This window comes from Salinispora pacifica DSM 45544 (genome assembly GCF_000378845.1).
Classification (GTDB): Bacteria; Actinomycetota; Actinomycetes; order Mycobacteriales; family Micromonosporaceae; genus Micromonospora; species Micromonospora pacifica.
The window spans coordinates 1906906-1928308 of record NZ_KB905359.1; the positions used below are offsets into that span (position 1 = coordinate 1906906).

The window sequence follows — 21403 nt, forward strand, 5'->3', positions numbered from 1 at the left end:
CGTCGCTTCCCGGTAGCCGCGTGGAGGGAGAGCGTCGCCAGATGCAGCGACCGACAATCGCCGATATCGCCCGGCGGGCCGGGGTCTCCAAGGGCGCCGTCTCGTTCGCGCTCAACGGCCGGCCCGGCGTCAGCGAGGCCACCCGGGCGCGCATCCTCCGCGTGGCAGAGGAGATCAACTGGCGTCCGCACAGTGCGGCGCGGGCCCTCGGCGGAGCCCGAGCCAACGCCGTCGGGCTGGTGATCGCGCGCCCCGCGCGCACCCTCGGCGTGGAGCCCTTCTTCGCCCGCCTCCTCTCCGGCCTGCAGGCGGAGTTCTCCAGTCAGTCGATCGCGCTGCACCTGATGATCGTCGAGGACACCCAAGCAGAGATCGAGATCTACCGGAGCTGGGTCTCCGAACGCCGGGTGGACGGCCTGGTGCTGATCGACCTGAAGGTTCGTGACCCACGCATCGCCGTGGTGGAGCAGCTCAAGATCCCGGCCGTCGTGGTCGGCGGGCCGGGCCGACACGGGAGCGTCTCCTCGGTCTGGGCCGACGACCGAGCGGCGATGCTCTCGGCGGTGGAGTACCTCGCCGTGCTCGGCCACACCCGGATCGCCCACGTGTCGGGGCTACCCGAGTTTCAACACACCCAGCGCCGTTCCCGAGCACTGCGGGACGCCGCCACCCGGCTGGCACTCCCCCGCGCCCGGTCACTGCACACCGACTTCAGCGACGCCCAGGGCGCGGCGGCCACGCGCAAGCTGCTCGCCGGGGCCGGCCGCCCAACGGCGATCATCTACGACAGTGACCTGATGGCGGTCGCCGGGCTGGGCGTCGCACTGGAGATGGGGGTTCCCGTCCCACACGAGCTATCGATCATCTCCTTCGACGACTCGGTGTTGGCCCAGCTCACCCACCCCTCCCTCACCGCGCTGTCCCGCGACACCTACCGCTTCGGCGTGCAGGCGGCCCAGGCCATGATGGCGGTCCTGGCCAACCCCACGAAGACGAAGAACCACAAGACCGAGACGCCCCGGCTGATCGCGCGGGAGAGCACCTCGCCGACCCACAACTAGCACTCCCGGGTCGATGCGTGTCGAGCGATGCTCGTGGTGTGTAATAAATCGGTTTAGCACCCTATCTGTGCCTGGCTAGCCATGTGGAGGACCTTTTGATCACCAATGCCCGTACGCAGAGCACCCGAAGGTTCCGCCTCGGCGCCAACTACGTACCGTCCGACGGCTGGTTCTACAGCTGGCTCGACTTCTCGGCTGACGCGGCCCGCCGCGACCTCGAAGACCTGGCGAGCATCGGCCTGGACCACGTACGCGTCTTCCCGATCTGGCCGTGGATCCAACCCAACCGCGCACTCCTCCGTCAACAGCCGATCGACGACCTGCTCTCGCTGATCGACGTGGCGGCGGAGTTCGACCTCGGGGTCTCGGTCGACCTGCTCCAGGGGCATCTGTCCAGCTTCGACTTCCTACCCTCCTGGGTGCTCACCTGGCACCAGAGCAGCATCTTCACCGACCGGGCGGCACGCGACGGCATCAGCGAGTACGTCCGACGGCTCAGCACCGAGGTCGCGACGCGCCCCAACGTCTTCGCCATCACCCTCGGCAACGAGGTCAACAACCTCTGGCCGGCCAACCCCACCACCCCGGACGCCTCCCACCGGTGGGCGGCGGAGCTACTGGAGGTGGTCCGCACCGCGGCGCCCGACGTGCTCCGCCTGCACTCCGTCTTCGACGACGCGTGGTACGCCCCCGATCACCCCTTCCACCCCGCCGAGGCGGTCGAGCTGGGCGACCTGACCACAGTGCACTCCTGGGTGTTCAACGGCACCTCGCGCATCGATGGACCGCTCGGGCCGGCCACCACATCACACGCCGACTACCTGCTGGAGCTCGCCGCCTCCAGCGCGCCGGACCCCACCCGCCCGGTGTGGCTGCAGGAGCTCGGGGTGCCCCGGCCGGACGTTCCAGCGGAGCAGGCCGGCGAATTCGTCGCGCGCACCCTGGCGACGGTGGCCGGTAACCCGGCGCTGTGGGGCGTCACCTGGTGGTCCTCGCACGACATCGACCGTCGCCTCACCGACTTCCCGGACCGGGAATACGATCTGGGCCTGTTCACCGTGGACCACCGGCCGAAGCCGGCCGCGCGCGCCCTGGCCGAGTTCGCCCAGGACACCGCGGCCCACGCGGCAGCCCTGGCTCGACCGGCGCTGGTGGCGCCGATCAACCCGCTCCAGGAACCCGCACGGCGGGCGGAGGTCGCGCCCGGAAGCACGTTCCACCAGGACTGGGTGAAGGCCCGGCAACTCGAACCCACCGCGATCGTGACCCCGGACCGGGCGACCGACGAGGGCTACCTCGCCGCCCGCGGCCTCGGCCCGGTCCGCTAACCCGACCGACCGTTTCGGGTCGGGTCAGCGCCGGGGCGGCTGCGGCCGCCGGCGTTGACCCGGCCGCGGCCGCTCAGGTACGACGCCAGGCGAGCAGGCCGAAGAGCAACCCCGCCGCCCCCGCCACCGACACCATCCGGTGCCGGGACAGCCACGCCTGTGGACTGTGCCGCAGTGACCGGTCGGTGAACGCGCCGTGCGCACCGAAGTCGTGGCCGCCCGATCCATCGGCCGGCTGCCACAGGTTCACCGGCTGGTCCGGCCCGACGGGCTGGTCGGTCTGCTGCGAGTCGTAGCCCGTCCGGCCCAGGTAGCGATCCAGCAGCCCCGGCACCAGCCGGTTACCCAGGATGGTCAGGACGGTGGGCGTACCCACCCAGTACGCCCGCCGCCCCGGCCGGGCGGCAGCGGCGACGATGGTGCGGGCGGCGACCTCCGGCTCGTAGATCGGCGGCACCGGCTGGGCGTGCCGCGGCAGCCGGGACAGCAGCCACGAGAACTGTGGGGTGTTCATCGCCGGTAGGTGCACCATGGTGACCTTGACGTTGCTCTTGTCGTGCAGCAACTCACAACGGAGCGACTCGGTGAACCCGACGATGGCGTGCTTGGCCCCACAGTAGGCGGCCTGCAGCGGGATTCCCCGGTACGCCAGCGCCGATCCGACCTGCACGATGGCGCCCCGGTCCCGCGGGATCATGTGGTCCAGGGCCACCCGAGTGCCGTAGACGTAGCCGAGGTAGGCGACCTCGGTGGTCCGGCGGAACTCCTCGGGCCGAATCTGCTGGAAGGGCGCGAAGACCGAGCTGAACGCCACGTTGATCCACACGTCGATCGGCCCCAGTTCGTCCTCGATCCGCTGGCCGGCGGCGGCGACCTGGTGGTAGTCGGCCATGTCGACCTCGATCGGCACGGCGTGACCGCCGGCGGCGCGGACATCGTCGGCCGCGGCGTCGAGACCGGCACGACCGCGGGCCAACAGGGCGATCGTGACCCCCGGCCGCGCCAGCTGCCGTACGGTGGCCCGCCCGACCCCGCCGCTGGCACCCGTGACCACCGCCACCTGAATCTCCCGTAGCCCGTGCCCCATCCGCGCCACCTCCCGTAACGGGTTGACCTGCTCCGGTTCTACTCGCGTCAGCACGCTGTCTACCCGGGGCGTTACGAGTTAGTCGAGCGGCTGGCCGGCCGCCGCGGGTGGGAGCCGGCCAGCCGGCTGCCACGGGTGTCGGGGACCGCCGATCGGGTAACGGGGGGCGGGGAGGTGCTGCCGTGGCCCGCAACAAACGGACGAACAGCTCCGAAGCGCCCCACCTGGACTCACCGAACGTGCTCCGGGAGTACGCGCTACTCGCCGACGGGCAGCGGGCGGCGTTGGTCGGCCCGGACGGGAACATCGTCTGGCTCTGCGCCCCCCGGTGGGCCGACCCGCCGCTGTTCAGCAGCCTGCTCGGGGGCCGGGGCAGCTACCTGGTGACCCCGACGGACCGGCGCTTCGTCTGGGGCGGCCAGTACGAGCCCGACTCGCTGATCTGGATCAACAGATGGGTGACCACCGACGGAATCATCGAAACCCGGGAAGCCCTGGCCTTCCCTGGTGACGCCCACCGGGTGGTCCTGCTACGCCAGGTGCGCGCGGTGGACCAGGACGCGAAGGTCCGGGTACGGCTCGCCCCCCGGGCGAACTTCGGTCGAGAGCCGCTCCGCCAGGTACGGCAGGACGGGGGGCTGTGGCACGCCCGCTCCGGTGGCCTGCACCTCCGCCACAGCTGCGGCCACCCGCTCGAACCCAGCGCCGAGGGGCCGCTCGAAGGCGAGCTGCGGGTGCCCGCCGGTGGGCAGGTCGACCTGGTGCTGGAGATCGCCACCCAGCCCCTGGATGGGAAGCCACCAGATGCCTCGGAGCTGTGGCGGATCACCGAGAAGTCCTGGCAGGACGTGCTGCGCCCGCTGTCCCGCGGCACCGCGGGACGAGATGCGATCTTCGCCTACACGGTGCTGCGCGGGCTGACCCAGCCCGGCGGCGGGATGGTCGCCGCGGTGACCACGGGGCTGCCGGAGCGAGCGCTCGCCGGACGCAACTACGACTACCGGTACGCCTGGATCCGCGACCAGTCGTTCGCCGGACAGGCCGCCGCCCTGATCGGTCGGCACGAGCTCCTCGACGACGCGGTGCGGTTCCTCACCGACCGGGTCCTCGCCGACGGCGATCGGCTCGCTCCCGCCTACACCATCGATGGTGGTCCCGTACCGTCGGAAGAGGAGCTGACCTTCCTGCCCGGCTATCCGGGGGCCAGGGCCCGGACCGGCAACTGGGTTGGCGGGCAGTTCCAACTGGACGCCTACGGTGACGTGCTGCTGGTCCTGGCGGCCGCCGCCGAGCGGGGACGGCTGGAGGCCACCTCCTGGCAGGCGCTGACCGTCGCCGCCCAGGCCGTCGAGAAGTGCTGGCGGTCGCCCGACTCGGGCATCTGGGAGCTCCCGGCCCGGCAGTGGACCCACTCGAAGCTGACATGTGTGGCCGGGCTGCGCGCGGCGGCCCGGATCGCGCCGGGCGGGCTGGCCAGCCGGTGGGCCTCCCTCGCCGACACGATTCTCGCCGACACCACGGCGCACGCTCTCCACCCCTCCGGGCGCTGGCAGCGCGCCTACGACGACCCCCGCGTCGACTCGGCGTTGCTGCTGCCGGGAATCCGCGGCGCGCTCCCCGAAGGTGACCCCCGGACCGAGGCGACCCGGCGGGCCGTGCTGAGCGAACTCCAGCAGGACGGCTACCTGTACCGGTTTCGACCCGACCGCCGTCCGCTGGGGGACGCCGAGGGGGCCTTCCTGCTCTGCGGTTTCGCCGCGGCGCTCGCCGAGTGGCAGGCCGGCGACGCCGTCGCCGCGAACCGGTGGTTCGAACGCAACCGGGCGGGGTGCGGCCCACCGGGACTCTTCACCGAGGAGTTGGACGTGGCGCAGCGGCAGCTACGGGGCAACCTACCGCAGGCCTTCGTGCACGCGCTGATGCTCGAAACCGCCGTACGCCTCGGCCACGCCGCTCCCTGCGCCGACTGATGCGGTGACCACCAACATTCGTGATGCGGTGACCACCAACATTCGCGGTGCGCCGCACGGAGTTCACCCGGGGGTACGCCGCTGGACGAGCTCAGTTGTCCAGCCGCACGGTGACCCAGACCCGGCCCCGATCGTCGCGGGCGGAAACCGCGTGACCCCGTCCGCGTCACCGTCGGCCGCGGGCATCCGCCCGACTCGCGGCGACACCGTCGTGGATGGTCCACCCGGTGGTAATGGCGACGTCAGTCAACGCGACCCGACGCCGTCGACGATCAGCGATGAGCGCCACCGCGGTCAGCGCGTGCAGCCCGTCGGCGACCGCACCGAGCCGGAACGCCTCCGGCGTCGGCCACCGGAGCAGCACCGCGGCCTGCACCAGGTGCCGGATTCCGAGCACCCGCAGGATCGCCGACGGGGTCGAACCCGGATCGCCGCCCATCACCCGCAGCACCCGGTCGGGTGCGGCCAGGAGCAGCCCGCCCCAGACCAACCGGGTCAGCTCCCCCACCGCCGCGGTCGGGGTCAGCTCCCCCCGCCCCGTGATCCGGGCTGGCGCCTGTTTCGCCACCATCGTTGCCGCCCTCCATCCGATGCCGAACCCGCCTCACCAGAGCCGTCGTGGCCTTGACCTCCCCCACCACCGCACCTTCGACCCGACCAGGGCGACCACCGGCGCGAGTACGGCCAGGCCGACCAGCCCGACCGCGGCCAGCCGCGCCCGCCGGGACGGCGACTGCGGCCGGCGTCCCCAGCGCCGTTCCGGCCGGGACACCACCGACTCACCGTGCAACCCGGCACGCAGTAACTCGGCCAGGTGAATCGCCGTGCGGCCGCCGGAGGCGCTCTGTTCGACCTGGGTGCGGCAGCTGAACCCGTCGGCGAGGATCACGTCGGTGTCGTTGGCGTCCCGAACGGCCGGTAGGAGCACCCGTTCGGCGCAGGCCTCGGAGACCTCGTAGTGCCCCTGCTCGAAGCCGAAGTTGCCAGCGAGGCCGCAGCAGCCCGAATCGAGAAAGTCGGCTCGCACCCCAGCGTCGGTGAGTACCGCCTGGTCGGCGGCGGTACCCAGGACGGCGTGCTGGTGGCAGTGGGTCTGGATCAGCGCGTGCGCCGGCAGCCGCGGCGGCTGCCAGCCGGGGCTGTGCTCGTGAAGGAGCTCGGCCAGGGTGACCGTCTGCTGGCGGAGACGGATGACATCCTCGTCGTCCGGGAAGAGCTCGTAGGCGTCGCTACGGAAGACGGCCGTACAGCTGGGTTCCAGACCAACCACCCGGGTACCCGCCCGCAGGTGGGGCCGAAGAGCGGCGACCGTACCCCGTAGCACCCGCTTGGCGACACCGAGTTGACCGGTGGAGAGCCAGGTCAGGCCGCAGCACACCGGCCCCTCCGGTACCCGGACCCGCCATCCGGCGGACTCCAGCACCTCCACCGCGGCCTGGGCCACCCCGGGATGGAGCCGGTTGGTGAAGGTGTCCGGCCAGAGCAGCACCTCGCCGCGGTGGCCGTCCCCAGTCGGGGTCCGGTGCGCGAACCACCGCTGGAAGCTCTCCGCGGCGAAGGTCGGGATGTCGCGCCGCTGGTCGATGCCGCCCACCGCCTTCGCCAGCCGGCCCAGACCGGGCGCGTGGGTGAGGGCGTTCACCACCCCCGGCACGGTTCCGGCCACCGCCGCCAGCACCGGCAGCCATCCCATCGAATAGTGCGCACGGGGACGGAGGCGCCCGGCGTAGTGGTGTGACAGGAACTCCGCCTTGTAGGTCGCCATGTCCACGTTGACCGGACAGTCCGATTTGCAGCCCTTGCAGGCCAGGCAGAGATCGAGGGCGTCGCGGACGGCGGTGGAGCGCCACCCGTCGTCGATGCTGCCGCCCCGGGCGCCGCCGTCGAGCATCTCGAAGAGCATCCGGGAGCGACCCCGCGTGGAGTGCTCCTCCTCCCGCGTGACCATGTAGGAGGGGCACATCACCGCACCGTCGTGCCGGCGGCACTGGCCCACCCCGACGCAGCGAAGCACGGCGTTGGCGAAACTACCCTCGTCGTTGGGGTAGGCGAAGGTGGTTCGCACCGGGCCGTGGTCATAGTCGACGCCCAACCGCAAATGGCTGTCGAGCGGGTAGGGCGACACGGTCTTGCCCGGATTCATCCGGTCGTCCGGGTCGAAGATCGCCTTGAGTTGGCCGAACGCCCGCATCAGCCGGCCACCGTACATCCTCGGCAGCAGCTCGCCCCGGGCCTGACCGTCCCCGTGCTCACCGGAGCAGGATCCACCGTAGGAGGTGACCAGGTCGGCCGCCCGTTCCAGGAACGATCGGAACCGCCCCACCCCGTCGGGGGTGTTCAGCTCGAACGGAATGCGCGTGTGCACGCACCCCTGCCCGAAGTGGCCGTACAGCGACGCCTGGTCCAGGCCGTACTCCTCAAGAAGCTGTCGCAGGTCCCGCAGGTAGTCGCCGAGCTGTTCCGGGGCGACCGCCGAATCCTCCCAGCCCGGCCAGGTGCGCTCGGAGCCACGTACCTGTGCGGTCGCTCCCAGGGACGACTCCCGGACCTGCCACATCTGCCGCTCGTGGGCCGGGTCGTTGAATTCGTGCACGGTGCCCGCACCGCCCGCACGGACCGCGGCGATCAACCGGCTGGCGGCGGCACGAGCCTGTCCCGGCGTGTCCCCGCCCATCTGGATCATCAACCAGGCGCCGCCCTCGGGGATCTCCCGGAGCCCCGCGGGCCGCTCGCGTTTGCGCCGCTCGTCCGCGACCAGTCGATGGTCGATCCCCTCCAGGGTGACCGGTTTGTGCGCCAGCACCCGCATGACATCGTCACCCGCCGCGGCGATGTCCGGATAGTTGACAAAGACGAGAGCGGACGCCTTCACCACGGGCACCAGCCGCAACCGCGCCCGGAGAATGGTGACCAGCGTGCCCTCGGAGCCGACCAGGGTCTGCGCGAGGTGAAAGCCCTTCTCCGGCAGGAGGCTGTCGAGGTTGTACCCGGAGACCCGGCGCGGAATGTGTGGGTAGCGGGTACGGATGTCGGCGAGGTACTCCTCGCGCAGCGCCCGCAGCTGCCGGTAGATCTCGGCTGGTCGACCGCCACGGAGCTGGATCTCGGCGTACTGCTCGTCGCTGGTCTCCCCGACCCAGATCCGGGTCCCGTCGTAGAGCAGAACCTCCAACTCGACGATGTTGTCGACCACCTTGCCGGTCCGCTGGGCGGTGGCGCCGCAGGAGTTGTTGCCGAGCATGCCGCCCAGGGTGCAGCGGCTGTGGGTGGACGGGCGGGGGCCGTACTCCAGCCCGGTCGGCTCGAGTTGGGCGTTGAGTGAGTCCAGGACGATGCCGGGCTCCACCAGGCAGGTCCGCGCCTGCGGATCTACCTCCAGCAGGAGGTTGCAGTACTTCGACCAGTCCAGTACGACGGCGGTGTTGGTGCACTGTCCGGCCAGGCTGGTGCCACCGCCTCGGGAGACCAGCGGTGCCCGGTGCCGACGGCACACCGCGACCGCCGCCACCCCCGCCTCGATCGTCCGGGGCAGCACCACCCCGAGCGGCACCTGCCGGTAGTTGGAGGAGTCGGTGGAGTAGGCGGCCCGGGAACCGGCATCGAACCGGACCTCGCCGTCCACCTCCGCCCGAAGGTCGGCGACGAGTGCGGCCAGGTCGACCTCCAACGCCGGCCCGGGTGCGCGCACGACCGGTTGGGGCAGCAGGACCTCACTCACGGCCGCCGCTCCCGCCGCCGTTGGGCCCGCCGCTTCCCTGCTCCCCTCACCACGCTCACCGCCAATTTTATCCGACTACGCCCGATTCTTGCCGACTTGAGGCATTCTCGGGCCGGGGGTACCCGGACAAGGACGCCGGTAAACCCCCTCCCCGACGTTGTCCGCGCCGCCCCGGCCGACCGCCCGGGACCGCGCCACACCCGAAGGGCCGGGGCGTCAGTACGGGTGACCTGGCCGGCGCTGACGGGTGAGGTGGATGAGGGCGGCGCCACCGAGGATGAGCAGGGCTGCCGCGCCGAGCAGGGTGGGCAGGTTGGCTCCGGTGGTGGGCAGTTCGGGGGGTTGGTCGATGGTGATGGTGGTGGCCTCGGACGGGCTGTCGGGGCAGACGCTGTTGGTGCTGGTGTAGTCGGCGGTGAGGGTATTGGCGCCGACCGGGAGCCGGGTGGTGTGGGTGGCGGTGTTGCTGCTGTCCAGCGGCACGGTGGCGAGCTCGGTGTTGTTGTTGCGGAAGGTGACGCTGCCGGTCGGGTCTCCGGCGTTGCAGGTGACCGTGGCGGTGAGCGTGACGTCCTGATCCGCGGTCGGGTCCGGCGGCGAGACCTGCAGGACCGTGGCCGAGGCCGCCTGGAGCGTGGGCAGGGCCAGGTTGTGGTCGTTGCCGACGGCGATCATGTCCAGCGTGGTGCCGGTGGGCAGGCTGACCGGCACCGGGGTGGCGCTGTCGGTGGTGGTCCCGTCCCCCAGGTGCCCCTGCGAGTTGACGCCCCAGGCCAGGGCGGTGCCGTCATCGGCTATCGCCACGTTGTGGTCGCTGTCGCCACTGGCGACAGTGGTGAGCCGCATGCCGATCGGAAGATTGACCGAGACCGGTTCGCTGCTGTCGGAGGTGGTGCCGTTCCCCAACTGCCCCAGCTGGTTTCCACCCCAGGCGAGGGCGGTTCCCTCGGAGGTCAACACCGCACTGTGCGTACGGCCGGCGGCGATCGCGGTGGCCTCGGTGCCGACGGACAGGGCGACGGGGACGGGTACGAGACTGTCCGTGGTGGTGCCGTCGCCGAGTTGACCGCGAGAATTACTTCCCCAGGCCAGGGCGGCGCCGTCGGCGGCCAACGCCAGGCTGTGATCACCTCCACCGGCGATGGCGGTGACCGTGGGGCCGGCCGGCAGCGCGACGGGGACCGGGACGCTGCGTCCGAACCTGGTTCCGTCGCCAAGCTGACCTTCGCTGTTCGCCCCCCAGGCGAGCAGGGCCGCCGGCCCGGTCGAGGTCAGGACCAGATTGTGGTCGCGGCCCGCGGCGACCGCGGCGGCCGCGGTACCCGTCGGCAGGCGCACCGCGAGGGGCATACTGCTGCTGGTGACCGTGCCGTTGCCGAGCTGGCCGGAGTTGTTGGCACCCCAGGCGAGCAGCGAGCCGGTGGAGGTCAACGCCACACTGTGGTTGGCACCGACGGCGACGGCGACGGCCCGGACACCCGCGGGCAGGCGCACCGGGACGGGCTCGCGGCTGCTGACGGTGGTCCCGTTACCGAGTTGGCCGTCGTCGTTGCCGCCCCAGGCGAGGATGTTGCCAGCGGAGGTCAGGGCGAGACTGTGGCGCTCACCCGCAGCGACGGCGGCGACCGTGGTGTTCGCGGGCAGGCGCACCGCCAGCGGCTCGCTGCTGTTGGTCGTGGTTCCGTCGCCCAGCTGCCCCCCGGCGTTCCCACCCCAGGCAAAGACCGCAGCTGACGCGACAGCATTCGATGCGGGCTGGTGGTGCGCCGACGCGGCCGATCCACCGATCACCGGTGCGAGCGCCATTGCCAGCGCGAGGGAGCACCAACCGGCGACAGCACGTCGCACCGGCTGCCCTCCGCCGCCCCGGCCACGCCGCTGGCTGGATCCCTGCATCGCACCCACCTCCGAGCGGTTAATCCTCCGCTAATAGGATAGAAGTCATTATTAGCGGAGGATTGTCGGATTATTGGGTAGAAACGCCCAGCACCCTGGTCCGGGAAACCATCTCGCCCACCCCGAACAAAGGTGAAAGCATGTGCCGCTGTGGAACTGGCTACGCCGCGCCTACTGCTGCGTGAGTTTCACGGCACTGACCATGCCGCCGTGCACGAGTTCGCGAGCGATCCCGAGGTTGTTCGCTACACCGACTGGGGACCCAACGATCCGCAGGACACCGCGGCATTCCTCCGTGAGGTAGCCGAGTACGCCACGCGCACCCCACGTTCGACATTCGCCCTCGCCATAGTCACCCCGGCGGTCGGCACCCTGATCGGCTCCATCCAACTCGCCAACTCCGAAACCGCTCCCCGGCAGGCCGAGATCGGCTACGTGTTGGCCCGCCCCTGGTGGGGGCACGGGTATGCCACCGAGGCCAGCAAAGCCCTGATGAGGTTCGGATTCGACCACCTCGGCTTACGCACCGTGAACGCGACATGCGACCCGGCCAATAGCGCCTCCGCGCGCGTCCTGACGAAAATCGGGATGCGGCCGGCCGGACGCCGACACCGCTACTTCCGCGGCCAGTGGCGCGACCGGCTGTTCTTCGCCGCCACCGCCGCCGATTAGGCGACGGTGGGGGCAAGGAACGTCCGGGCGCCCCGGAGCTGGGTGGTCAGCTTCGACTGGGTCTCGGTGCAGTCGAGGCGGACCCGGACCGGACCAGGAACGGTGGTGTCGGCCCGGCGGCCGGCGGGCAGGACCGTGTCGTCGAGACCGTCGCGGCGGGCGATGAGCAGGCCGAGTTCGTAGCGGCTGAGGGCATCGGCGCCAGCGACGTGATGGATTCCGGCGTGATCGGAATTGGCCAACTCCAGCAGTGCCGCGGCCAGGTCCGTGACGTCGATCGGGCAGCGCAGGTCGTCGGTGAAGAGGACACCACGGGTGGGATCGGCGGCCAGGTTGTGCACCAGCCGCTCCTGGCGAGAGCTACCACCGGCTCCAACAATCAACGAGGTACGAGCGATGACGGCACTCGGATCCAGGCCCCTGGTCGCCGTCTCGACCGCGGCCTTGGCCGCACCGTACGGGCTGATCGGGTCGGGGCTATCCGTCTCGTCGTAACGTTCCGCCGTGCCGGAGAAGACGGCATCACTGGAGACCTGCACCAGACGGGCCCCGTTGGCGGCGGCTGCGGCAGCCACGTACATGCCGCCGTCGGCGGTGGTGACCCAGTCGTCCTGCTGGTACGCCGCATTGATGATCGCACCGGGTCGGAGCTGGCGCACCAGGGTGGCGACCTCGTCGCGGCGTCGGATGTCGAGCTCGCGCCAGGTCACCCCCGCCACCGGCGCCACCTGCCGGTGGAAGGTCGCCGCCACCTGACGGCCGATCCGCAGCGCCTGGCGAACGATCTCCCGGCCCAGCAGCCCGCTACCGCCCACCACGAGAAGGTCCATGGGCCGCAATGTAGCCCGATACCGCTACCTGATCACCTCAGTGGTGGGCCGACCGGTGTCGGCGGGTGAGGTAGATGAAGCTGACGCCGGCGAGGAGAAGCAGGGTGGCGGCGCCGAGCAGGCTGGGCAGACTGGCCCCGGTGATGGGCAGATCAGGGTCGGTGGGGTCGGTCGGGTCGGCGACGGTGATGGTGGTGGACTCGGACTGACTGCTCGGGCAGACGGTGGTGGTGCTGGTGTAGTCGGCGGTGAGGGTATTGGCGCCGGTGGGGAGCCGGGTGGTGTGGGTGGCGGTGTTGGTGGTGTCCAGCGGCACGGTGGCGAGCTCGGTGTTGTTGTTGCGGAAGGTGACGCTGCCGGTCGGGTCTGCGAGGTCGCAGGTGACGGTGGCGGTGAGCGTGACGTCCTGATCCGCGGTCGGGTCCGGCGGCGAGACCTGCAGGGTCGTGGCGGAGCCCACCTGCTGAGCCGGCAGGGCCAGGCTGTGGTTGTCGCCGACGGCGGTGGCGGTCAGGGTGATACCGGAGGGCAGGGTGACGGCCACCGGCGTGTTGGAGTCGTTGCCGGTTCCGTCACCGAGCTGGCCGAAGACATTGCTCCCCCAGGCGAGGGCGGTGCCGTCGGTGGCTATCACCAGGGTGTGGTCGCTGTCGCGGGAGGCGATGGTGGTGAACGTGGTGCCCGTCGGCAGGCTGACATCGATGGGTTCGCTGCTGCTGCTGTTACTCCCGTTTCCGAGTTGCCCGAGATTATTGTCCCCCCAGGCGAAGACGCTGGCCGAGGTCATCGCTGCACTGTGGACACGACCCGCCACGACGGCGGTGGCCTCGGCGCCGAGGGGCAGGGCGACGCCAACCGGCGTACTCCGGCTGGTGGTGGTCCCGTCCCCGAGCTGACCGGAACTGTTGTTCCCCCAGGCGAGGACGGCGCCGGTGGAGGTGACCGCCAGGCTGTGGCGGCGGCCGGCAGCGATCGCGGTGACCTCGGCGCCGGGGGGCAGGGCGACACTGGCCGGCGCGCTCCGATCGTCGGTGCTCCCGTCGCCCAGCTGACCAAGGTCGTTCAGCCCCCAACCGAACGCGGCGCCCGCGGAGGTCACCGCCAGGCTGTGGCTGTCCGCGGCGGCGACAGCGGTGACCGTGACACCGGACGGCATGGTCGCCTCGACGGGCGTGGTACGCCTGGTCGTGCTCCCGTCCCCGAGCTGACCGAAGCCGTTGCCGCCCCAGGCGAGGACGGTGCCGGTCGAGGTCAACGCCAGGCTGTGGATGCTGCCGGCGGCGACAGCGGTAACCGTGGCGCCTGCCGGCAGGCTCACCTCGACGGGCGCGCTACGGTCGATCAGGGTTCCGTCCCCGAGCTGACCAAAGTGGTTGGCACCCCAGGCGAGGACGGTGCCGGTCGAGGTCAACGCCAGGCTGTGATGCCGACCGGCGGCGACAGCGGTGACCGTGACGCCCAGCGGCAGGCTCACCGCGATCGGCTCGTTGCTTCCGGTAGTAGTCCCGTTGCCAAGCTGCCCATCGTTGTTGTTTCCCCAGGCGAGGAGGAATTGCGACGCGGCCATCGATCCGGGCTGGTGCTGCGCCAGCACGGGTGATACCCCGATCGCCTGCGTTACCGTCACCGCCAGCGCGAGGGCGAACCATCCGACGACAGCGCGTCCCGCCTGGCGCCCTCCGGCACCCCGACCCAGCCGCTGACAGAACCCCTGCATCGCGTACGCCTCCGCGCAGTGAAGTACCGCAAGAAGGGCAGCTATTACTACTGGTCACCTATCCCTCAATGCGGGCAGAAACACCTCTACCGTCGGGATCAACGCCCGGTGGTACGTCGAGGTTGTTGGTCGCCGTGGAAAGACGGCCGGCCTCAGCCGGGGGAAGGTCGCCGGCCTCGGCCGAGGAAGGACGACCGGCCTCAGCCGACTCCGCGGTAGGCGCACTCCGGCTGGGGCCGTCCGGTCGGCTGCGGTGCCGCGGCGAGCGCGCCACCCGAACGCCTGCCCCAACCCCGGACAACGCCAGCACGGCGGCCACCCCGACCGCGGCCAGCGGCGCCCAGCCCTCGATAGCGGCGGCACCGGCCGCAGCGCCCACGGCGGCGCCGAGCTGAATGGCAGCCCCGGTCCAGGACTGCGTCTCCACCTCGGTACCCGACGGCGCCAGGTCACCCGCACTGCTGTACAGGGAAACGAAGGTGGGCCCGATGAAGAGACCGACCAGGAGGCATCCGGCCACCAACAGCCCCAGCGGCAGTCGACCGACCACCGCCAGGGCCACACACGCGAGGGCAAGCCCCAGGAGCAGGGCGGGCAGGCGCGGTACCCACCGCCCACGCAGCGCCCCAACGGCCAGGCCACCAACGATGCTGCCCACCGACAGGAGGCTGACCAGAGCCGCGCCAGCCGACCGACCAGCCACCGCGGGGAGTGCGATCTGCACGGCGTGCAACGCTGCGGCGAAGAGACAGGCGACGAGCAGCAGCCAGCGTAGGGGCGCCAACACAAGCGGCCCGAACCAGTGCCGCGCGCCGCCGGTGCCCCGTTCCGACTCCTGGCCGGCATCCCCCGCAGCCGGCTCCCGAAGGGTGCCCGCGACCGACTCCCGGCGGGCGCCCCCCAACGGCTCCCGGCGGGAGCCCCCGACCGGATCCCGGCTGACTCTCCGGGCTGGTTCCCGACCGGCCTGCGCCCGCAGGAGTAGGACCGCCGCCAGCGCGCTCGACCCGCTGGAAACCGCCAACCCGGCCATCGGCGACACGGCTTCGGTCAGCAGACCGACCAGGGCAGGTCCGAGGACGAAGGCGAGATCCGTGAGCACCGCGTCGAGCGCCAACGCGCTCCGCAGATTCTCCGGCTGCGACATTCTGCGCCACATGACCCGCGACAGCACCCCGACCGGAGGCATCGACACGTTCGCCACCAGCGCCGGCCCAAAGGTGGCCAGCACCGGCCCGTGCAGCCCTTCGTTGACCGACAGTGCCGCCACGGAGACCACATGCACGGCCAGGATGGGCCACAGGACCCGCCTGTCGCCGAACCGGTCGAGCAGCCGCCCACGGAGGGGCGCCGCGATACCGCCGAGCGCGGCGACCGCGACGACCAGCGCGGCGACGCCATAGGAGCGACCGGCGGAGACCGCGTAGAGCAGCGCGAAGGAGAACATGCCGGCTTGCAGCTTGCTCGCGGCGGCGCCCGCCAACCGGACCCCGAAGCCGGGCTCGGCCCCGAGGCTGCGGTAGCCGTACCGGGCCGGCGGTCGCGAAGCCATCACACCATCCATCTTGCCGACGCTGCCTCGCTACCCGCCGCCCCGCCGGGTCGTACCGCGCTCGCTAATCGGCCGCGCGTGGCTCCTGCCGATCGGAAGCAGGCTGGGGGGCTGGTGTAGCCGCTCGCTACCAGTGACGAGGCGGATCGTGACCGCACCCCCGAGACCCGCTACCGGGAGCACGAACACCGGAAGGCCCTGACACGTGCCAGGGCACGCGCAGGGCCTTCCGGTACGGCGAGGGGTGGATCAGTCGTACAGCTCGGCCACCTCGTCGGCGAAGTCCGTCATGATCACCTTGCGACGCATCTTCAGCGACGGCGTCAGATGGCCGGACTCCACGGTGAACTCGCTGGGGAGTACGCGGAAGCGTCGTACCGCCTCGGCCGTGGACACCGCCGCGTTGCCCGCGTCCACGGCGCGCTGCAACTCCTGCAGGAGGTCGGGGTCATTGGCCAGCTCCGCGGGGGTGGCCTCGGCCGGCTTTCCCGCGCTGGTCTTCCAGTGCTCCAGGTACTCCGAGTCGATGGTGATGAGCGCGGCGATGTACTTCTGCCCATCCCCCACCACGAGTGCCTGGGCGACCAGGGGGGAGGAGGCGATGCGATCCTCGATCAGGGTGGGGGAGACGTTCTTGCCCCCGCTGGTCACCAGGATCTCCTTCTTCCGGCCCGTGATCCGCAGGTGACCGTGGTCGTCGAACTCTCCGATGTCGCCGGTGCGGAACCAGCCGTCCTCGGTGAAGGCCTCGGCATTGGCCGTCTCGTTGTTCCAGTAGCCCGCGAACACCGGGCCTCCGGTGCACTGCACCTCACCGTCGTCGCCGATGCGCATCTGCACGCTCGGCACGACCCGGCCCACCGTCCCCGGCCGGAAGGACTCCAGCGAGTTGACCGTGACCGCCGCACTGGTTTCGGTGAGTCCGTAACCCTCGAACACCGTGATGCCGCAGCCCCGGTAGAAGTGCGTCAGGCGCTCCCCCAACGCCGCGCCCCCGGAGATGACGTAGCGCAGGTTCCCACCCAGCGCGGCACGGAACTTGCTGTAGACCAGCCGATCGAAGAGAGCATGGCGGAGGCGCAGGCCCAGACCGGGCTGCTGCGCTTCCGAGTAGGCGATCGCCGTCGCTGCCGCACGGTCGAAGATCTTGCCCTTGCCACCCTCGTACGCCTTGCGTCGGGCGCTGTTGTACGCCTTTTCCAACACGTACGGAACCGAGAGCAGGAAGGTCGGCTGGTAACTGGCCAGTTCCGCCGGAACCTGCTTCACATCGGAGCAGTGCGCCAGGGGCGTCCGCGCCACCGTGGCACCGACCTGCACCATCCGGCCGAAGACGTGGGCAAGGGGCAGAAAGAGCAGGGTTGAGGCGGGAAGGTCGCCCACCGGCCCGAACATGGTGCGGAGTAGGGCGACCGAATTGCCGGAGCCGGCGAGCAGATTGGCGTGGCTGAGGGTGCAGCCCTTGGGCATCCCGGTGGTGCCCGAGGTGTAGATGATCGTGGCAATGTCCCCCGGTTGTACCGCCTTCCGACGCTCCTCCACCACAGCTGGCTCGACCGCGGCACCCGCGCCCCGGAGTTCCTCCACCGCCCCGGCGTCGAGCTGCCAGACATGCTGCAGGGCGGGGAGCTTCCCCCGCAATCCCTGAACCACCTCCTCGTGCGTCGCGTTCTCCACCACGACCGCCACCGAACCCGAGTCGCCGAGAATCCATTCGATCTGCTCGGGTGAGGAGGTCAGATAGATCGGGACGGGCGACGCACCGATCATCCAGAGGGCGAAGTCCATGAGTGACCACTCGTACCGATTACTGGAGAGCAGGCCGACGCGGTCCCCGTGCTCGACCCCCTTGGCGATCAGCCCACGGGACAGATCGGTGACCTCGGTGAAGAATGTCGCGGCGCTGACCGGCTCCCAACGGTCCCCGACCTTGCGGTGGAACACCGGTGCATCCGGCTCCTCGGCGGCGTTGCCCGCGACGAGATCAGCGAGCCCGCCTTCCTCCGGCACCACGTATAGCGGCGGCGATGTCGACTCCCGCACCCGATCCTCCAATATTCAGTGGCGGCGGTCGATGCTGCTGCTGCTATCGGGGGAACCGGCCGCCCAGCCTGTTAAGAGATTTCAGAGCTCCGACAGTGGCGCGTCACCGGACTCAACGCAGACAGCCCGGCTTACTGGGAAGACCACAAACAAGCCGGCGGGAACGATCTGCTGCGCCCCACCAGCCGCGCATTCACGTTAACCGAATTCTCGGCTAACGGGAAGGTCTGTTCGGTGCCACTCTCCGTCCACCAGGCCAGTCCACACACCGGCAGGTCACCTTCGGCCGGCCCATTCGGTGCGGCCGCCCGGCAGCCGCAGGTCATTACCACCACAGCCCTGCTCGCTGGCGACGGCAGCCAGCGAGCAGTCGATGAGCTGCACGATGATGGCTGCGACCCCTCGGGCGTGCCCGTTCCGCGCCTTCGGCCGATGACGGCGACCTCCGGATCCACTCCGACGCCCGAAGCAGCCCGTTCCCCGTCGGCCCGACAACCGACAAGGAACGCGACCCAACCCTACGGAGCGGCGCCGGTGTATCCGGTGCGGACCCACAGCTGCCAGGAAGCGCGCGGCGGCCCGCTGCGCATTGCCCGGCGTTCTTGAGCAGGGCGTCCAACGGCGGACCGATCACCGGGACCTGCGACGGCTCTCCTGCGCCCCCAACGCCATTAGGGCAGATTCCAGACTCACCAATCTGCAAGCCCTTGGCCGTGCGCGGCCAGTTGAGGTTTCGCCTCCGCCCGACAGCCTCCTGTTCCTACCTCTCACCTACTTGTCGCGCCCATCCAGAAAGCCCGGAGCATGGTATGGCGGGAGCGAGGTGGCGTGCCGGCCGTAGCTAAGTCGCTCCCAGACGGCCACGGCCGCCAGCAGGAGGAACGGATTCAGCGAAGAGCGAGTCGGACGTCCTTTAACGACCCTTTGCTGAGGTGCGGCAATCAGTCAAGGCTGTACCGCAGATGCTCCTCAGTGGCTTGGGCAAGGTTGGCACACATCTCGCGATGAGAGGTTCTCTGGCGACACGACGCCAGGCCGACGATCGCTCAACATCAACACTACCCCGTCGTAGCGCCGCCGAGCCTGCCGCTGATCAGCGCTTTGGCCGCCTGGCCGTACGAGTCGGCGTCGAGGCGGGGATCCCAGGACCGTTGCAGGATAAAGCCCTGGATGATTGAGATCAGGACCTGCGCCGCGGCGTCCGCGTCGATATGGACGCCACTGTCGGCGCAGTTGACCTCGATGCTCTCCCGAAGCGCGGCGCGCGCCCGCCGTAGCCCCTCCTGCATCCGCTGGGCGAGGGCTGGATCTCGGAGCGCCTCCCCCCACGCCTGCACCGCCAGCCGCATCCGCTCGTCGATCTGTTCGAGGTCGAGCAGCGCGCCTGGCAGCGTAGCCAGCAGGTCGGCGACGGGACGGCCGTCCTGGACACCGTCGCGGACCACCGTCTCGATCACGCTGATCGCCTCCAGGGAGATCGCCATGACGATGTCGTTCTTGGTGCGGAAGTAGCGGTAGACGGCACCGAACGACAGGCCGGACTCATCCACCACGTCCTGCATGGAGGTGCGGTGGAAGCCGTCGCGGGCGAAGCGGGTGGCGGCAGCCGACAGGATCTGCCGGCGTCGGGCAGCACGGTGGTCTTCGGAGACTCTCGGCATCCCCTCATCGTAAAGCGAGCACTCGCTCTTGACGGCGCCCAGCGGGCGGGCGCACGCTAAAGAGAGCGAGCGCTCACTTTTATTAGCCATCGGCCATCAGTAGAGAGGTGCACGACATGCCACACCCGCAGGTGCTGATCGTCGGGGCCGGCCCCACCGGCCTGGCCCTCGCCGCCCAACTGACCCGACTCGGTGTTGACACCCGGGTCATCGACAAGCACGCCGCCCCGCTGGAGCTGACCAAATCGGCCGCGCTGCACGCCCGTACGCTGGAACATCTCCGTGATCTCGGCGTGGCCGACCGGATCCTCGCCGAAGGGCAGCGGGTCGATGTGCTCACCCTGCGAACCAGCCACCGCGACCGACTCAGCGTCGACTTCCGCGTGCTCGACGACACCGCGTACCCGCACCTGGTCGACATTCCGCAGTACCGCACCGAGCAGATCCTCATCGACCATCTGACCCGGCACGGCGTCCCACTGCACCGCAGCACCACCCTGGTCGGCCTCACCTCGACCGATACTGAGGTCACCGCCACCCTCACCACGCCCGACGGCGGCACCGAAACCGTCACCCCGCAGTGGGTCGTCGGCTGCGACGGCGCGCACAGCACGGTGCGGGACCTGCTCGGGGTCGACTTCGATGGCACCACGTACAGCGACCCGTGGGTGCTCTGCGACGCGGTGGTCGACTGGCCGTTGCCGCGCAACGAGATGACCTTCTCCAGTGACGGCAGCGGGACCTACGGCGTCTTCCCCCTGCCCGGGCGACGGCGGTTCCGGCTGGCGTACACCCAAACCAGCGACGCCACCGGCCGGCTGGTACCCCCCACCCACAGCGACGCGCAGGCGGCCCTGTCCCGGACCGGGATCCCCGCCACCATCGAATCCACCGACCAGTTCTGGACCTTCAACCTGGCCCGCAAGCAGGCGGCCAGCTACCGCGCGGGTCGCGTCTTCCTGGCCGGCGACGCAGCGCATGTCCACACCCCGTTCGGCGGCCAAGGGCTCAACCTCGGCGTCGCCGATGCGATCAACCTGGGCTGGAAACTCGCCGCGGTGATCGCCGGCTGGGCCCCGACCGCCCTACTCGACAGCTACCAGGCCGAGCGGCATCGGATCGGACGACAGGTCGTCCGCTTCACCCACCTCGGCGCGGCGGCGATGCTGTTGCGGGGCGACCCGCGCCGGCACCTACGCGACCTGGTGCTGTCCGGGCTACAGGCCAGCATGCCGGCCCGCCAACTACTCGCCCACCGACTGTCCCAACTCGCACACAGCTACCGCGGCACCGCCGGGGTGACCGGCCGCAGGGGCGGCCTGCACGGTGGGGACCGCCTGCCCGACCCGACGCTGTTCGACGGGATCACCCACCAGCCACAGCGCCTGCACGACCAACTCGCCACCGACCGCCACACCCTCCTGCTGGCCGCGCCGAAGCCCGACCCGGCCCTGACCACACAGATCAACAGGCTGGTCGACACGCTCGCCCGCCGCTGGCCCGGCGCAGTGGAGCTGCGGCTACTGACCCCCGCCTGGCAGCTGACCCAGACTGTGCGTGCCCCGGTTCCAGTCCTCCTCGACCGGGGCCGTAGCGCCCAGAAGCTGTACGACGCCGGTGCCGCGGCCTTCGTGATCCGGCCAGACCGGCACATCGGCTACGCCGGCCCGCCGGAGCCGAACCGCATCGAGCGGTACCTGTCTGCTGCGCTCAGCAGAGCCGGAGCTGCGCACCGGACCCACCCGGTCGGGTGAGGTGCAGGTGGCCGGCCAGCCAGCTTGACCCCAGCCCTCGACCCCGCCAGCCACGAGTACGTCCGCTGGTAGAGCGAAGGGTTCCGCAGTCGACGCTTTCTCCAAGCTCGGTTC

14 protein-coding genes are annotated in these 21403 nt (G+C 70.5%); 5 read left to right on the forward strand and 9 right to left on the reverse strand.

Going from position 1 to position 21403, the window contains the following annotated elements:
- The first annotated feature begins 41 nt into the window (after nt 1–41).
- Nucleotides 42–1061 carry a LacI family DNA-binding transcriptional regulator gene (locus SALPAC3_RS0108610; RefSeq protein ID WP_018220836.1) on the forward strand — a complete coding sequence of 340 codons (1020 nt, stop codon included), beginning with the start codon at nt 42–44 and terminating at the stop codon, nt 1059–1061.
- Between the two features lie 95 nt (nt 1062–1156).
- Nucleotides 1157–2389, forward strand: a complete 1233-nt coding sequence (locus SALPAC3_RS0108615) for a glycoside hydrolase 5 family protein (protein WP_018220837.1) — start codon at nt 1157–1159, stop codon at nt 2387–2389.
- Nucleotides 2390–2462: 73 nt separating this feature from the next.
- Here the strand turns inward: SALPAC3_RS0108615 and SALPAC3_RS0108620 are convergent, their stop codons facing one another.
- On the reverse strand, nt 2463–3476 hold the full coding sequence (locus SALPAC3_RS0108620) for an SDR family oxidoreductase (protein ID WP_018220838.1): 1014 nt from the start codon (nt 3474–3476) through the stop codon (nt 2463–2465).
- A gap of 182 nt (nt 3477–3658) precedes the next feature.
- On the opposite strand from SALPAC3_RS0108620, the gene SALPAC3_RS0108625 reads away from it, so the two are divergent.
- Nucleotides 3659–5446 carry a glycoside hydrolase family 15 protein gene (locus tag SALPAC3_RS0108625; protein WP_018220839.1) on the forward strand — a complete coding sequence of 596 codons (1788 nt, stop codon included), beginning with the start codon at nt 3659–3661 and terminating at the stop codon, nt 5444–5446.
- Nucleotides 5447–5612: 166 nt separating this feature from the next.
- Here the strand turns inward: SALPAC3_RS0108625 and SALPAC3_RS0108630 are convergent, their stop codons facing one another.
- From SALPAC3_RS0108630 to SALPAC3_RS0108640, 3 genes are all read right to left on the reverse strand, one after another.
- Nucleotides 5613–6017, reverse strand: a complete 405-nt coding sequence (locus tag SALPAC3_RS0108630) for a hypothetical protein (RefSeq protein WP_018220840.1) — start codon at nt 6015–6017, stop codon at nt 5613–5615.
- A gap of 33 nt (nt 6018–6050) precedes the next feature.
- Nucleotides 6051–9164 (reverse strand): FAD-binding and (Fe-S)-binding domain-containing protein, encoded by a 3114-nt coding sequence (locus tag SALPAC3_RS0108635; protein ID WP_018220841.1) that lies wholly within the window; start codon nt 9162–9164, stop codon nt 6051–6053.
- A gap of 216 nt (nt 9165–9380) precedes the next feature.
- Nucleotides 9381–11060, reverse strand: coding sequence for an RCC1 domain-containing protein (locus tag SALPAC3_RS0108640; protein ID WP_026185363.1), 1680 nt, complete (start codon nt 11058–11060; stop codon nt 9381–9383).
- 150 nt (nt 11061–11210) lie between these two features.
- On the opposite strand from SALPAC3_RS0108640, the gene SALPAC3_RS0108645 reads away from it, so the two are divergent.
- A complete protein-coding gene (locus SALPAC3_RS0108645; RefSeq protein WP_018220843.1) occupies nt 11211–11732 on the forward strand; it encodes a GNAT family N-acetyltransferase in 522 nt (173 codons plus the stop codon).
- On the opposite strand, the gene SALPAC3_RS0108650 is transcribed toward SALPAC3_RS0108645, so the two are convergent.
- The 5 genes from SALPAC3_RS0108650 to SALPAC3_RS0108670 all read right to left on the reverse strand — a co-directional run bounded on the left by SALPAC3_RS0108650 (nt 11729) and on the right by SALPAC3_RS0108670 (nt 19535).
- Nucleotides 11729–12562 carry an SDR family oxidoreductase gene (locus SALPAC3_RS0108650; RefSeq protein ID WP_018220844.1) on the reverse strand — a complete coding sequence of 278 codons (834 nt, stop codon included), beginning with the start codon at nt 12560–12562 and terminating at the stop codon, nt 11729–11731. The two genes, SALPAC3_RS0108645 and SALPAC3_RS0108650, sit on opposite strands and share 4 nt — an antisense overlap.
- 37 nt (nt 12563–12599) lie before the next feature.
- A complete protein-coding gene (locus SALPAC3_RS0108655; RefSeq protein ID WP_018220845.1) occupies nt 12600–14279 on the reverse strand; it encodes an RCC1 domain-containing protein in 1680 nt (559 codons plus the stop codon).
- A gap of 58 nt (nt 14280–14337) precedes the next feature.
- Nucleotides 14338–15843, reverse strand: coding sequence for an MFS transporter (locus SALPAC3_RS0108660; RefSeq protein WP_033774834.1), 1506 nt, complete (start codon nt 15841–15843; stop codon nt 14338–14340).
- A gap of 237 nt (nt 15844–16080) precedes the next feature.
- A complete protein-coding gene (locus SALPAC3_RS0108665; RefSeq protein ID WP_026185364.1) occupies nt 16081–17874 on the reverse strand; it encodes an AMP-dependent synthetase/ligase in 1794 nt (597 codons plus the stop codon).
- 1058 nt (nt 17875–18932) lie between these two features.
- Nucleotides 18933–19535 carry a TetR/AcrR family transcriptional regulator gene (locus SALPAC3_RS0108670; RefSeq protein ID WP_018220848.1) on the reverse strand — a complete coding sequence of 201 codons (603 nt, stop codon included), beginning with the start codon at nt 19533–19535 and terminating at the stop codon, nt 18933–18935.
- Nucleotides 19536–19651: 116 nt separating this feature from the next.
- Here SALPAC3_RS0108670 and SALPAC3_RS0108675 point away from each other — a divergent pair, with 116 nt between their 5' ends.
- Complete coding sequence (locus SALPAC3_RS0108675) at nt 19652–21289, forward strand: FAD-dependent monooxygenase (RefSeq protein ID WP_018220849.1); 1638 nt, start codon at nt 19652–19654, stop codon at nt 21287–21289.
- The last annotated feature ends 114 nt before the right edge of the window (nt 21290–21403 follow it).